A 14407-nucleotide genomic window follows, 5' to 3' on the forward strand; every position below is an offset into this window, starting at 1 on the left:
CGCCCGCCGCACGGTCAGCAGTTGTAGTACCAGCCGTGCGAGACGCCGTGGTCGCTGGACGAGGGCTTGCTCGCGAAGTACGTGCCGGCCTGCAGGCAGATGGTCATCGCGCCGGTCCGGTTGTAGTTGTCGTACACCCGCACGAAGGTCGGGCCGGACAGGATGCCGTGGTTGTACCAGGACGAGTCGTGCTTGAAGACCTTGGCCGAGCGGTTGCTGAACCAGTTGTCACCCCAGTCGTTGTCGTTGCCGGGGGTGCCCCAGACGCCGTTCTTGAAGTCGACGTCGTTGTAGACGCAGAACGACCCGGACGGGCACTGCTGGGGGACGGCGGCCTGAGCGGGCGACGCGGCGACCGCGATGGACGCGGCGGCGCCGGCGAGGCCGAGCACGGCGGCCAGGATGCGTTTCATCATTGGTGCTCCTTCGTGGTGTCGGTGTGCACCCGGGTCGGTCCCGGGAATTCAGGAGTCCTCGCCGGCGAGCAGGCGGCGCGCGTACGGCAGCGCGGCCTGTTCCCGGCGGGACAAATCGGCGAGCTGGGCACTCAGGTCGGCGAGGATCCGTCGCCGGGCGGCCGGAGCGAGCCGTCGTGCGGTCGCCGACAGGCCGGCCTGCCGGTTGCACCGCGCGGAGGTCACGGCGGCGGCCCGGGACTGCGCGGCCTGCTGATCGGAGGGAAGCGCCGCGACGCGGGCGGTGAGCTCGGCCGGGTCGGCGACGGCCCAGTGCCGTTCCGTCATGCAGGTCCGCCACCGGGCCAGAGCGGCCGTGAAGGCCGGGTCGGCGGTGACCCGGGCCTGGACGAGCGGGTTGAGGTTGTCCTTGGTGATCCGGGCCCGCACGTACGCGTCGAGGTCGCCGTAGAGCAGCCGGAGCGCCTCGCTGCGACAGCCGGCCCGGCTCTGCCGCACGGTGCCGCTGGGCATGGGTACCTCCACCGCCGGGCCGGTCGCGGGGTCGCCGTACAGGGCGGTGGCGAACGCCTCGCGGCGAGCCGGATCGAGTCCCTCGACGTAGCGTTCGAGGGTGCTCCGAGGCCGGGGCGGCTCCGCGGCCGCACTCGGGACGGCCGCCGCGGCGGCGGCACGTTTCTCGTCGTCCTCCGGCCACGCGGAGTCGAGGGACGCCGGGGGCGGGGGAGCGGCCAGCTCGCTCCGCACCTCCGCGGCGTCCACGGAATAGTCGAAGCCGGCGCGTCGCATGCAGCGGGCGATCAGCACCGTTTCGGCCAGCCGCAAGGCGCCGGCGTCATCGGCACCGCGCGCCAACGACCGCACGTCGGCCGGAAGCACGGCCGGCATCGAAGCCGGCAGCGGGGCAGGAGGCGAAACCTGCGGGCTCCCGCAGGCCGCAGCCAGCAGGACGACGAACAGAAGCAACCGGGTGGGCGGAACGACCATGCGAACCACGATCGACGGCCGTGAATCGCCCGGACAAGGCCGTGCTGTCCCCGGAAGACAGATCAACCCCAGGTCAGACAGCTAACCGGAGATGCCCATGGTGAGGTGCGCCACCGCCGACGCTCATCGATGTCCGGGAGGGGTATGTTTTTGAACTGACCAGTCAGTGCAAAGTAGGTGGCGACATGCCGGTACTCCACGCGGCCGGGGCGGGCGTCAAGCATCGCCGCCGGTGGCTTTTCCGTGACCTCGACGTCGATGTCGAACCCGGTGAGGTGGCCGCGGTCGTCGGCCCGCCCGGAAGTGGGCGCACCACGGTGCTGCTCGCCCTGGCTCAGCGCTTCAAGCTGGACGCCGGACGGGTGGACGTGACGGGCCGGGTGGCGCTCGGGCACGTGCCCGGAGTCTCCGAGCCCGAACCGGTGCTGACGGTCGCCGAGCATGTCCGGGAGCGCTTCCTGCTCTCCGGGCGCAAACCGGCCGAAGTGGACCTCCGCGACCTGCGCGCCGAGGCGAAGGGCTTCGAGCTCAGCCCGTACGAGAAGCAGGTCCTGGGGTTGATCCTGGCCGGCATCGCGGAGCCGGACCTCATCGCGCTCGACGGCGTCGACGACGGTCTCGACGCGCCCGAGCGCGCCGCCCTATGGGAACTAATCGGACAGTTGAGCGCCGCGGTGATCGTGACGGCGCGCGAGATCGACGTCGACGTCGCCACCGTGGTGCGGCTGGGAGGGGCACAATGACGAGCATCCGGCTGGCGGGCTTCGAGCTGCGCCGTTTCCTCCGCGGCCGCCTCCCGGCTGCCGCCCTCGCCGTGCTCTGCGTGGTCCCGCTGCTCTACGGGGCCCTCTACCTGTACGCGTTCTGGGACCCCTACGGCCGCCTCAACCACATCCCCGCCGCCCTGGTCGTCGAGGACAAGGCGGCCACCGCGACCGACGGCACCCGGGTCCACGCCGGTCAAGACCTCGCCGATGAGCTGATCGAGCGCGAGGTCTTCGACTGGCACGTGACCGACGAGCGCGGCGCCGAGGCGGGCCTGGCCGACGGCAGCTACCAGCTCTCCCTGCGCATCCCGAGTGACTTCTCCGCCAACCTCACCACCGGGCCCGACGAGCACGCCCAGCCCAAGGCGGCCGAGTTGCTGGTGGTCAACGACGACGCGACCAACTACCTGTCCGGCATCTTCTCCAAGACCGCCTTCGCGGAGGTACGGGCGGCAGCCGCCCAGTCCGCGCAGAGCGGCTACTTCGACAAGATGCTCATCGGCTTCACCGACGCCCAGTCGCAGACCCAGGAGGCGGCGGACGGCGCGCACAAGATCGACAACGGCCTGACCGACGCCGAGTCCGGGGCCGATCAGCTCAACGACGGTCTGGGCGACGCGCAAACCGGCGCCGGCCGGCTCGCGGACGGTCTCGGCGACGCGGAGACCGGCGCCGGTCAGCTGTCCAGCGGTCTGGGCACGGCGGCCCAGGGCGCGGACGACCTCGCCGACGGTCTCGCCGCGCTCCAGGCCGGGACGGCGCAACTCGTCACCGGGACGCGGCAGGCGGCCACCGGCGGCCGGCAGCTCGCGACCGCCGTCGACCAGGCCGCCGACCGCATCGAGCCGGTGCTGCGCGACAACGCCCAGGCCATCCAGGACGCCGCCCGGGAGGTCGCCCAGGGCGCCGATCTGCTCGCCCGCAACGTGGGCCGGCTCGACGACGCGGCCGACGACGCGGTGCGCACCGCGACCCGGCTGCAGGACTACCTGGCCGGGCTGCCCGACGACACGCCCGGCATCGACCAGGCGCGCGAGGATGCCGCCCAGCTCGTGGCGGCGGCCCGGCGGGTGCGTACGGCGATCGACGACTCGGATCTCACCGCGCTCAGCAAGCGCCTCACCGCCGTGGCCGCCGACGCCCGCAAGGTGGCCGCCGCCGCGCCGCACCTGGCCGACGACGTCGCCGCGGCTCGATCCCAGGTGGACGAGCTCGCGTCCGGCCTCGGGCAGCTGGCCACCGGCGCGCAACAGGTGAACGACGGCGCCCAGGACGCGGCAGCCGGCGCCGACGACCTGCGCGGCGGCCTCTTCCGGCTGGCCTCGGGCGCCCGGGAGCTCGACTCGGGCCTGGACACCCTGGCCGCCGGCGGAAACCAGCTCGCCGGCGGGCTGGGCTCGCTCTCGGCCGGCGGCGCCCAGCTCGCGAGCGGGCTCGGCGACCTGCAGACCGGCGCGGCGAAACTCGCGTCCGGGCTCAGCGACGGCGCCGACCAGCTGCCCTCGTACGGCGACGACCCCTCCCAGCGCGCGGACCTGCTCGGCAACCCGGTGCAGCTCGACCGGACCGTACGCCACCCGGCGGCCACCTACGGCGTCGGCTTCGCGCCCTACTTCCTCAGCCTGGCCCTGTGGGTCGGGGCGATGATCACGTTCATGGTGCTGCGCCCGTTCAACCGGCGCTACCTGGTGTCGGGCACGCCGGCGTACCGGGTCGCGCTGGCCGGCCTGCTGCCCGCGGTCGCCGTCGGGCTCGTCCAGGCGCTGCTGCTCTTCGCCGTCGTGGTGTTCGGACTGGGCCTGAACCCGGTGTCGCCGGTCCTGACGCTGGGCCTGCTGATGCTGACGGCCACGGCGTTCGCCGCCATCATGCAACTGCTCGGGGCGGCGGCCGGGCCGGCCGGGCGCATCGTGGCGCTGGCCCTGCTGATGCTGCAGCTGACGTCGTCCGGGGGCACGTACCCGGTGGAGACGTCGCCCGGCTTCTTCCAGGCGATCCACCCGCTGCTCCCGATGACGTACACCGTCGGGGCGTTGCGGCACACGATCGACGGCGGCCCGGCGGGTACGGTGGTGTCGGGCCTGGTGGCGCTGCTGGCGTACGGTCTCGGGGCGCTCGCCCTGACGATCGTGGTGGCGCACCGCAAGCGCCGCTTGACCCCGTCCGCCCTGCACCCGGAGCTGGTGATCTGACAACCGTGGGACGCCGAGAAGCCACCCGCCAGAAGCTGTACGAGGCGGCCGTCGAGCTGATCGCGGAGCAGGGCTTCTCGGCGACCACCGTGGACGACATCGCCCTGCGGGCCGGGGTCGCCAAGGGCACCGTCTACTACAACTTCGCCTCCAAGACCGCGCTCTTCGAGGAGCTGCTGCGGCACGGCATCGGGCTGCTGACGACGGCCTTCCGGGAGGCCGTGGCGGGGCTGCCGCCGCGCGAGGCGGTCGGGGCGCTGGTCCGGGCCGAGCTGGAGTACATCCGGCAGTACCGGGCCTTCGCCCAGCTCCTGCTCTCCGAGATGTGGCGCACCAACCGGGAGTGGCAGCAGACCCTGGTCCTGCTCCGGGAGCAGGCCATCGGGGTGATCGCCGAGACCGTCCGGGCCGGCGTCGACTCGGGCGAGCTGCCGGCCGACCTCGACGTGCGGGTGGCCAGCTCGGCCCTCTTCGGCGTGGGCCTCGTCGTGGCGGTCGACTGGCTGGTCTTCCAGCCCGACCGCCCGATCGAGGACGTCGAGAAGAGCCTGCTGGCCATCCTGCACCGCCGGGTCTAGCTTCGGGCCAGTGCCGTCTTGAACGAGGTACGGCCGTTGGTGCGCAGCAGCGACCCCTCATAGATCCGCGATCCGAGGGCGAGGAACACCGCCGCCGTGGCCGCGAGGATCACCAGTGCCACGATCGGCTCCCACACCGCCGCGTCGCCCCGGAAGAGCCGGATCGGCATCGCCATCGGCGACGACAGCGGGACATAGGACAGCGCCCGGATCACCGCGTCGTTGTCGCTGAGGAAGACCACCGCGAACATCGGCAGCATGACAATCATCTGCAGCGGGGTGGACGTGCCGGCGAGGTCCTCCTGCCGGGCGGCGAGCGCGCCGACCCCGGCCCACAGCGTCGCCAGCATGACGAAGCCGAGGACGAAGAAGGGCAGGAACCAGGCGATCGTGGGCCCGAGCCGGCCGACCACCTCGGTGTCCATGTCCCCGATGCGGACGCCGACGATCGCCACGATCGCGATGAGCGCGATCTGACCGAAGGCGAGCAGCGTCATCGCCGCCACCTTGCCCGCGAGCAGCGCCCGCACCGGCACACTGGAGACCAGGATCTCCACGATCCGGGTCTGCTTCTCCTCGGTCACGCTCTGCGCGATCTGCATGCCGAAGGTGAACGACGTGATGAAGAACAGGAACGCCAGCGCGAACGGCACGAGGTAGTCGAGGGCCGGGTCGATCGCGTTCGGGTCGAGCAGCTGGACGGGCGGCGCCACGCTCAGCGCGCCCACCACATCGGACGGCGCGTCGTCCATGGCGAGCACCCGGGGCCCGGACACCACGGCGGCTGCCACGTCGCCGTCACGCACCAGCTTCTCGGCCGCCGCGTCGTCCGGGGCCGCGGTCACCTCGAAGTCGGCGCTCTGCAGCGGGGCCACGGCGGCGGGCAGGGAGACGGCCACCTTCGTCGGGCCGCCGTTGAGCAGGCTCGGGATCACGAAGCTGCCGATGGTGACGATCAGGAAGAAGGCCGTACTGAAGAGGAAGGTCTTGTCGCGCAGCTTGACTCGCACCTCGCGGGCCGCGACCAGCTTGGCAGCATCGAACACGGTCACTGGTTGACCTCCCGGAAGATCTCGGTGAGCGAGGGAGTGACGGGGGCGAACGCGCGGACCGGCCCCCGGGCGAGGGCGGCGCGCAGCACGGCCTGGTCGTCCTCGCCGTTCGCCAGGTCGAACACGGCGACGGGCCCGTCCAGGTCCACGAGCGTCACGCCGGGGTGGTCGCGCAGCCAGCCCGCGTCCCCGTCCACCTCGAGGCGGTAGCGGGGGAGCGCGTGCTCGGCGCGCAGCTGGGCACGGCTGCCCGCCGCCCGGATCGTGCCGTCCGCGATGATGACCAGGTCGTCGCAGAGCCGCTCCACGACGTCCAGCTGGTGGCTGGAGAAGAGCACGGGAGCGCCCGAGGCCGCCCGGTCGCGCAGCACGGCCAGCACGACCTCGACGGCGAGCGGGTCGAGGCCGGAGAACGGCTCGTCCAGCACCAGCACCTCGGGGTCGTGCACCAGCGCCGCGGCGATCTGCACCCGCTGCTGGTTGCCGAGCGACAGCTTCTCGACCTGCTCACCCGCGCGGTCGGCGAGCCCGAGCCGCTCGAGCAGCGACTCGGTGGAGCTCCTGGCGGCCGCGGCGGACATGCCGTGCAGCCGGCCCAGATAGACGACCTGGTCCAGGACCGACATCTTCGGATAGAGGCCGCGCTCCTCCGGCATGTAGCCGAAGCGCTGCCGCACGTCCCGGGTCAGCGGCCGGCCCTGCCAGGTGACCTCGCCCGCGTCGGCGGCCAGCACTCCGAGCATGATGCGCATGGTCGTGGTCTTGCCCGCACCGTTCGCGCCGACGAAGCCGGTCATCCGGCCCGCCGCCACGTCGAACGAGATCTTCTTGAGCACCTGCCGGTCCCCGAAGCTGCGGCTGACATCGTCAACACTCAGCACGTTGGTCATGGCAGTAACGCTAGGTTCCCGCGGCGCCGCGCGCGTCGGGCTGGCGAAGGACCGTCGATGTCCTCCTCCAGGAGGACCCTCCACACCGGCGAGCCGGCGAACCCGCGCGGGCAGGTCGTCCGTCTCCCCGCTGATCGTCTCGTAGATGGCCCTGATGAAGTCCGGGCACCGGTCCGTCGACAAAGCTCCCGGCCTGTGGTCGATGACCCCGGTCCAGTCAGGAAGAGCCTGGTCTCACCACCCCCAACTCATAGGCCAGCACCACAGCTTGCGTACGGTCCCGGGCCCCGATCTTCATCAGCACGCGGCTGACATGGGTCTTCACGGTCGTCTCGCCCAGGTGCAGCTGCTCCGCGATCTCGGCGTTCGTGCAGCCCCGCGCCAGCAGCACGAACACCTCGTGCTCACGCGGGGTCAGCTCCGTGACCCGAGCCTTCTCCGGCCGATGCAGATCCACGGTGGCGAACGCCTCGATCACCCGGCGCGTGATCTGCGGGGCGAGCAGCGCGTCCCCGCCGGCCACGACGCGGACGGCCTCGGTGAGCGCTTCGGGCGTACCGTTCTTGAGCAGGAAGCCCGACGCCCCCGCCTGCAACGCCGCGAACAGATAGTCGTCCCGGTCGAAGGTCGTGAGGATGAGCACCGCAGGCCCGTGCGCCGCCGTGATCTCCCGGGTCGCCGCGAGCCCGTCCGTGCCCGGCATCTCGACATCCATCAGCACCACGTCCGGCGCGAGCCGCCCGGCCAGATCCACGGCCTGCCGCCCGTCCGAGGCCTCGCCGACGACCTGAATGTCGTCCTCACTCTCCAGAATGACCCGGAAGCCCGTCCGCACCAGGGCGTGATCATCCGCCAGCAGCACCCGGATCATGCGCCCACCGCGCCCCGCCGGAAAGCGCGCAGCTCCCCATACATGCCATCGCCGTGGCGTTGTCGCACCAGCAGCGGCTGAGTTATGCGTTCACCGTGGCCTGGTCGTGGCAGCGCCGGCTGGGTCATGCGTTCACGGTGGCGTGGTGGTGGCAGCGCTGGCTGGGTCATGCGTTCACGGTGGCGTGGTGGTGGCAGCGTCGGCTGGGTCATGCGTTCACCGTGGCGTGGTGGTGGCAGCGTCGGCTGGGTCATGCGTTCACGGTGGCGTGGTGGTCGCAGCGGCGGCCGGGTCATGCGTTCACCGTGGCCTGGTCGAGGGGCAGCCGGGCGCGGACCCGGAATCCGCCGCCGGTGCGCTGCCCCGCTTCGAGCGTCCCGTCGTGCACGGCCACCCGCTCCCGCATCCCTGTCAGCCCCATGCCCGGGCCCTCGGCCGAGTCGTGGGCGGGGCCGCGCCCGTCGTCGGCCACGTCGACCTCCAGCTCGCCGGCCAGATATCGCACTCGAATGTCCACCGTGGTCGCGTGCGCGTGCTTGAGGGTGTTGGTCACCGCCTCCTGCACGATCCGGTAGGCCGCCTGCGACACCGAGGCGGGCACCGGCACCGGGTCGCCGTAGACGCCGTAGCTGGCTGCGAGGCCCGCCGCCCGTACGCGATCGGCGAGATCGGCCACCCGCTCGACGCCGGCCGCGGTCCCGGCCCGCTCGGCACTGCCGTCGGAAGCCCGGAGCGCGCCGAGCATCTTCCGCAGCTCGCCGACCGCCGTGCGGGCGCCCTCCTCGACGGACGTCAGCGCGGTGCTCGCCAGCTCGGCGTCCTTGCGCAGCACCCGGCGGGCCGCCGACGCCTGGATGCCCATCACCGACACGTGGTGCGCGACCACGTCGTGCAGCTCCCGCGCGATCCGCAGCCGCTCGTCGAGCAGCGCGCGCTGCCCGGCCTCCCGCTGCGCCTCGACCAGCGCCGCCGACTGCTGCTCGACGAGATGCTGCCGGTAACGGGACTGCCACACGGCCTCCCCGAACAGGTACGCGAAGCCGAAGAACGCCGCATTGATCAACATGCTGCTGATCAGCTGGGCGATCAGCGGCGACAGCTCGCCCGACGCGTGCTCGGGCGTGTGCTCGGCCACGTCGCGCCAGGAGATGAGCCAGCTGATTCCCAGGTACGCGAACATGCCCGCCACGATGACGATCCGGATGACCTTGGACCGGCGGTGATCGCGGCCCCACACCCCGAGCGTGTAGATGGCGGTCATCAGCGCGACCGACGCGGCGCTCTGCTCCTGCACGTAGCGCAGCTGCCCACCGGTGAAGAGCACGGCGACCACGAGCGCCACCGCGTCCGGATAGCGCCGCCGCACGCACAGCGGCAGACAGATGGCGAGCCCCCACGCGATCTGCTCGGGCACGCTGGGCACGTTGAGGCCGCCCATGACGCCGACACTGCGGGAGACATAGCCGTTGAGCACTGCCGCCGCGGCCACGGCAAGCCCGATGACGACGTCGACGCGTTGCTGCCGGGCGGTGGGCGGCGGCGGCATCCACTGGTCGGCGGGGGTCATGCGTCGACTCTCGCATGATCGCGAGCACGGGGGCGACCCCCGATCGTCCCGGCCGGCAGGCTCGCCAGCAGCGCGGCTCCCGTCAGCCACGCCACCGCCACCACCAGCGCCACCCGCTCGAGCGCCGCACCGAGCGGGTGCCGCCCCACGATCAGCATGGTGAGCCCCAGCGCCGCCCCCACCGGCACGATCACCACCCCCGACACCGCCGCCAGCCGCCGCTGCACCCGGCCCGCCCGCTGGTCGATCACGGTCAGACCCATGGCTCCGGCCAGCAGGACCAGCCCCACGATGCTGGCCCCGCCGTGCACGAGATCGGTCACCGTCGCCCGCTCGTACGGCGGAAGCGGGCACCCCACCGAGCAAGGCACCGCCGCCGACGTCGCCGCCAGCCCCGCCGCCACCCCCAGCACCGGCCCCGCGAACCGCACCACCGCCCCGAACGCCCCGGCGAGCAACGCCACCCCGCACGCGACGGCGAAGAACCCCCACCGGTAAGTGGCGGCGAACGGCAGCCCCGGCACGGCCGCCTCACTGACATAACCGGTGAGCCACGACCCGGGCGCCGCCACGAGCGCGACGAGCATGGTCAAGGCGCCGGCGGGAACCAGGCAGGCAGCCCCGGCGGCAAGCCTGCGACGGTGATCATGGGTGAGCACGCGATCAAGGCTAGGGCCCGTGCCTGACGAGACCCGTGGTTATCCACAGCCGCGAGTTGTCCACAGGCAGGTCCGCACGATGACGCCCTCCTTGCCACACTGTCAGCGGGGGCCTGCCCCCTTGGGAGGGTGGGCCCGTGGCCGGCCCAGGCCCGGCCCAGGCGCGGCCCAGCCCGGCCCAGGCGCGGCCCAGGCCCGGCCCAGGCGCGGCCCAGGCGCGGCCCAGCCCGGCCCAGGCGCGGCCCAGGACCGGCGGGCACACCGGCCCAAGGTCGGCACTTGGCCGGCACGCTCGGGCCCGCGCGCTCCGAGGGCAGCCCGCGAGCTGCGCGTTGCAAGGGGGGCCTGCGAGCTCGTGCCCGCGGCCGGCGCGGTCACGCCCGTGACCAGGGGAAGGGGCAGGGTGTGGGCGGCCGGCTAGGGGGCGGGCGTCGAGCGGCCGGTGCGGGGTGACGGGTAGTAGGTGGGGCGGGCGATGTCCGGCTGGGTGCCGGTCGGGAGGTCGGCGTCGTCCTCGGCGGTGAGGGTGCCGCCCAGTTCCTCGATGTGGCGGTGGGCGGCGGCGAGGCGATCCTCGAGGGTGACGATGCGGCAGGCCGCGGTCATCGGCAGGCCCTCGTCGAGCAGCTGGCGGGCGCGCGTGGCCAGCTGCAGCTGGTGGCGGGAGTAGCGGCGGTGGCCGCCGAGGGAGCGCTCGGGCTCGATCAGGCCGGCGGCGCCGAGGCTGCGGAGGAAGGCCGGGGTGACGCCGATCAGCTCGGCGGCGCGGCCCATCGTGTAGGCGGGGTAGTCGTTGTCGTCGAGGGCACTGCTCATGCTGCTGCTTCCCCAAGAGCGAGAGGGACCGAGGAGCGAGAGGGACCGAGGACCGAGGGGGACCGAGGAGCGAGAGGGACCGAGGAGCGAGAGGGACCGAGGAGCGAGAGGAACTGGGACGAGGCGCCGAGGAGCCAAAGGGACCGGGCGACGGGAGAAAGAAACCGGAGCGGAAGCGAGACGCAGTCCAAGGCCCCGGCGGGTCACCGGGGCCTTGGCTTTTCAGTTCTGCTGCCGGCCGTCGCCGGCGTGTGGTCAGTCCGCCTGCGTGCCGCTAGCGGATGGCCTTGTGATGGGCATCGGCTGCGATCACCTCTTGTCGGGTCGGGGACGGTCTGATTTCGCTTCGCTGCGGTATCTCGTCCTCCTTAGCCAACTCGGCGTCCGGGCCTGCCGGCGAGCGTTCCGCCGACTCCACGAATGCTATGCCGATCAAGACACGATTTCTAGTCTCGACGCTGTAGATTTTCTGGGCTTTTCCGGACAGTCTGACGTTTTCCATCGAGGGTGGTGAGGGCGCGGGGCGGGCGCTTGACCTGAGTGAGAGAGGTGACCGCGCCCCGCGCCGTCACGGGCCTGCCGAGGGCCCGTACGCCAGGAAGCCCGGCGTCAGCATGTCCCTGAGTGTGCGGTTCTGTCCCGGCCACCGGCAACATAATTAACACTCCGCATTGACTGTCGTAACGCTCCGGCGAGAAGATCACCCGACGACGTGGCCTACGTCACAGGGAGTTCACATGAGCGATGAGGCACGCCTCGCCCAACTCGGCTACCAGCAGGAACTGCACCGCCGGCTCTCCGGCTTCTCCAACTTCGCCGTCTCCTTCTCCATCATCTCGATCCTGGCCGGCGCCATCACGTCGTACGGGATCGCCATGACCGCGGGCGGCCCGCTCGCGATCACCCTCGGCTGGCTCTTCGTCGGCATCATGGTGACCTTCGTCGCGCTGGCCATGGCGGAGGTGTGCTCCGCCTATCCCACGGCCGGCGCGCTCTACTGGTGGGCCGCGGCGCTCGCCAAGCGGAACAAGGCCGCCTGGGCCTGGTTCGTGGGCTGGTTCAACTTCCTCGGCGAGGTCGCGGTCACCGCCGCCATCGACTTCGGCGCGGCGATCACCACGTCGGCGTTCCTCAGCCTGACCTTCGACATGGAGGTCACCACCGGCCGGACGTTCCTGATCTTCCTCGTGATCATCGTCGCGCACGGGCTGCTCAACACGTTCGGCGTCAACCTGGTCCGCCTGCTCTCGGACGTGAGCGCGTGGTGGCATCTCGCCGGGGTCGCCGTCATCGTCGCGGTGCTCGCGGTGGTGCCCGACAACCACAAGCCGATCTCCGAGGTCTTCTTCGAGGTACGCAACGAGACCGGCTTCACCTTCGGCGGCGCCGCCGCGTACGCGGTGCTCATCGGTCTCCTGATGGCGCAGTACACGTACACCGGGTATGACGCCTCCGCGCACGTGGCCGAGGAGACGCACGACGCCGCGCGGGCAGCTCCGCGGGGGATCGTGATGTCCGTGGTCGTCTCCGTGCTCGCCGGCTTCGTGCTGCTCTTCGCGATCACGTGGTCGATCCAGGACTACGAGGCCGAGCGGACGACCGAGCTCGCCCTGCCGCCCGCCCAGATCTTCATCGACGCGGCCGGCCACGACACCGGCACGTTCCTGCTGTTCATCTGCATGGTGGCGCAGTGGTTCTGCGGGATGGCGTCGGTGACGGCCAACTCGCGGATGGCCTACGCCTTCGCCCGCGACGGCGCGCTGCCCGGCTCCCGGCTGTGGAAGCAGGTCAACCCCCGCACCGGTACGCCCACCAACTCCATCTGGCTCTGCGTGACGATCAGCACCCTCCTCGTGCTCCCCTCGCTGTGGAACACGACGGCCTATCTGGCGGCGACCTCCATCGCGGTCATCGGGCTCTACATCGCGTACGTGGGCCCGGTCTTCCTGCGCCGGCTGAGCCCCGACTTCCAGCCGGGCCCGTGGAGCCTGGGCCGGTGGAGCGCGCCGATCGGCTGGATCGCCATCGCGTGGGTCGTGATCATCTGCGTGCTGTTCGTCCTGCCGACCGCGAGCCCGATCACGGCGTCGACCTTCAACTACACGATCGTCGCCGTGGCGGTCGTGCTCGGCGCCGCCACGATCTGGTGGTTCGCGAGCGCCCGCAAGTGGTTCACCGGCCCGAAGCAGAACCTCATCGACAAGGCCGCGCACGGCGAGCAGACCATGCCGGACGCGTGAGATAGGACTGACCCATGGATCTCGAGGACCTCGACGTCGCGGTGGACAACGGCAGCATCGACACCGTGGTGCTGGCGCTGACCGACATGCAGGGCCGGCTGCAGGGCAAGCGGCTGCACGGGCGCTACTTCATGGACGAGGTGGTGACCGGCGGCAGCGAGGGCTGCAACTATCTGCTGGCGGTCGACGTCGACATGAACACGGTCGACGGCTACGCGATGTCGTCCTGGTCGAGCGGCTACGGCGACTTCGTCATGAAGCCCGACTTCTCGACGCTGCGCCCGGTCCCGTGGCAGCCCGGCACGGCGATGGTCCTCGCCGATCTGGAGACCACCGGCGGGGAGCCCGTCTACGCCTCGCCCCGGCAGATCCTGCGCCGCCAGCTCGACCGGCTGGCGGCGCACGGCCTGACCGCCTTCGCCGGCACCGAGCTGGAGTTCGTCCTCTACAAGGACAGCTACGAGGACGCGCTGACGAAGAACTACCGCGGCCTGACGCCGGCGAACCAATACAACGTGGACTACTCGCTGCTCGGCACCGCCCGGGTCGAGCCGCTGCTGCGCCGCATCCGCAACGAGATGGCCGGGGCGGGCCTGGTGCCCGAGAGCGCGAAGGGGGAGTGCAACCTCGGCCAGCACGAGATCGCCTTCCGCTACGCCGACGCGCTCACCGCCGCCGACCATCACGTGGTCTACAAGAACGGCGCCAAGGAGATCGCCGCGCAGGAGGGCATGGCGCTCACCTTCATGGCCAAGCCGAACGAGCGCGAGGGCAACTCGTGCCACATCCACTTCTCGCTGCGCTCCGAGGACGGGCGCTCGGCGATGCTCGGGGACGGCCCGGCGCACCTGTCCGTGACCGGGCAGCGGGTGCTCGCCGGGCTGCTCGCCACGATGCGGGAGTTCAGCCTGCTGTTCGCGCCCAACATCAACTCGTACAAGCGCTATCAGCCCGGCTCCTTCGCGCCGACGGCGCTGCGCTGGGGTGTCGACAACCGCACCTGTGCGCTGCGCATCGCGGGGCACGGGCAGGGCATGCGCGTGGAGAACCGCGTGCCCGGGGGCGACGTGAACCCGTACCTGGCGATCGCGGCGCTGATCGCGGGCGCGCTGCACGGGATCGAGCACGAGCTCGACCTGGAGGAGGAATTCCAGGGCAACGCGTACGACGACAGCAGCGCCCCGCGCGTGCCCACGACCCTGCGCGACGCGCTCGGGCTGTGGGAGCGCGGAGGAGTGGCGGCGGAGGCGTTCGGCGGCGAGGTGGTGGCCCACTACGCGAACATGGCGAGGGTGGAGCTGGCCGCCTTCGACGCGGCGGTCACCGACTGGGAGCTGCGCCGTGGCTTCGAGCGCATGTGAGGATCTGTGAC

Annotated in this window: 13 protein-coding genes; 5 read left to right on the top strand and 8 right to left on the bottom strand. The window is 71.7% G+C overall.

Annotated elements, in window-relative coordinates:
* Positions 1-14: 14 nt before the first annotated feature.
* Both RBH18_RS08620 and RBH18_RS08625 read right to left on the bottom strand, forming a co-directional pair.
* Positions 15-416: a peptidase inhibitor family I36 protein gene (locus RBH18_RS08620; RefSeq protein ID WP_306205520.1), complete on the bottom strand. Its 402-nt coding sequence runs from the start codon at positions 414-416 to the stop codon at positions 15-17.
* A gap of 48 nt (positions 417-464) precedes the next feature.
* On the bottom strand, positions 465-1403 hold the full coding sequence (locus tag RBH18_RS08625; RefSeq protein WP_306205522.1) for a hypothetical protein: 939 nt from the start codon (positions 1401-1403) through the stop codon (positions 465-467).
* Between the two features lie 185 nt (positions 1404-1588).
* On the opposite strand from RBH18_RS08625, the gene RBH18_RS08630 reads away from it, so the two are divergent.
* Genes RBH18_RS08630 through RBH18_RS08640 form a run of 3 tightly spaced genes read left to right on the top strand, consistent with a single transcriptional unit; the run spans position 1589 to position 4940 of the window.
* Positions 1589-2146 (top strand): ABC transporter ATP-binding protein, encoded by a 558-nt coding sequence (locus RBH18_RS08630; protein WP_306205524.1) that lies wholly within the window; start codon positions 1589-1591, stop codon positions 2144-2146.
* Positions 2143-4362 carry a YhgE/Pip family protein gene (locus RBH18_RS08635; protein ID WP_306205526.1) on the top strand — a complete coding sequence of 740 codons (2220 nt, stop codon included), beginning with the start codon at positions 2143-2145 and terminating at the stop codon, positions 4360-4362. The genes RBH18_RS08630 and RBH18_RS08635 overlap by 4 nt, the downstream gene beginning before the upstream one ends.
* 5 nt (positions 4363-4367) lie before the next feature.
* A complete protein-coding gene (locus RBH18_RS08640) occupies positions 4368-4940 on the top strand; it encodes a TetR/AcrR family transcriptional regulator (protein WP_306205528.1) in 573 nt (190 codons plus the stop codon).
* On the opposite strand, the gene RBH18_RS08645 is transcribed toward RBH18_RS08640, so the two are convergent.
* The 6 genes from RBH18_RS08645 to RBH18_RS08670 form a co-directional block, all read right to left on the bottom strand.
* Positions 4937-5992, bottom strand: coding sequence for an ABC transporter permease (locus tag RBH18_RS08645; protein WP_306205530.1), 1056 nt, complete (start codon positions 5990-5992; stop codon positions 4937-4939). The two genes, RBH18_RS08640 and RBH18_RS08645, sit on opposite strands and share 4 nt — an antisense overlap.
* Positions 5989-6882, bottom strand: a complete 894-nt coding sequence (locus RBH18_RS08650) for an ABC transporter ATP-binding protein (RefSeq protein ID WP_306205532.1) — start codon at positions 6880-6882, stop codon at positions 5989-5991. Before RBH18_RS08650 ends, RBH18_RS08645 begins: the two co-directional genes overlap by 4 nt.
* 217 nt (positions 6883-7099) lie before the next feature.
* A complete protein-coding gene (locus RBH18_RS08655) occupies positions 7100-7753 on the bottom strand; it encodes a response regulator (RefSeq protein WP_306205534.1) in 654 nt (217 codons plus the stop codon).
* Positions 7754-8045: 292 nt separating this feature from the next.
* The gene (locus RBH18_RS08660) at positions 8046-9320 is read right to left on the bottom strand and encodes a sensor histidine kinase (protein ID WP_306205536.1); all 1275 of its coding nucleotides are present in this window, start codon (positions 9318-9320) and stop codon (positions 8046-8048) included.
* Positions 9317-9979, bottom strand: a complete 663-nt coding sequence (locus RBH18_RS08665) for a DUF998 domain-containing protein (RefSeq protein WP_306205538.1) — start codon at positions 9977-9979, stop codon at positions 9317-9319. Before RBH18_RS08665 ends, RBH18_RS08660 begins: the two co-directional genes overlap by 4 nt.
* 417 nt (positions 9980-10396) lie before the next feature.
* Entirely contained in the window at positions 10397-10795 is a 399-nt protein-coding gene (locus RBH18_RS08670) for a MerR family transcriptional regulator (protein ID WP_306205540.1), read from the bottom strand.
* A 737-nt stretch (positions 10796-11532) separates the two neighbouring features.
* Between RBH18_RS08670 and RBH18_RS08675 the strand changes: the two genes are divergently transcribed.
* Positions 11533-13035: an amino acid permease gene (locus RBH18_RS08675; protein WP_306205542.1), complete on the top strand. Its 1503-nt coding sequence runs from the start codon at positions 11533-11535 to the stop codon at positions 13033-13035.
* Positions 13036-13049: 14 nt separating this feature from the next.
* Complete coding sequence (locus tag RBH18_RS08680; RefSeq protein WP_306205544.1) at positions 13050-14396, top strand: glutamine synthetase family protein; 1347 nt, start codon at positions 13050-13052, stop codon at positions 14394-14396.
* The last annotated feature ends 11 nt before the right edge of the window (positions 14397-14407 follow it).

The organism is Actinoplanes oryzae (genome assembly GCF_030757795.1).
Taxonomy (GTDB): Bacteria; Actinomycetota; Actinomycetes; order Mycobacteriales; family Micromonosporaceae; genus Actinoplanes.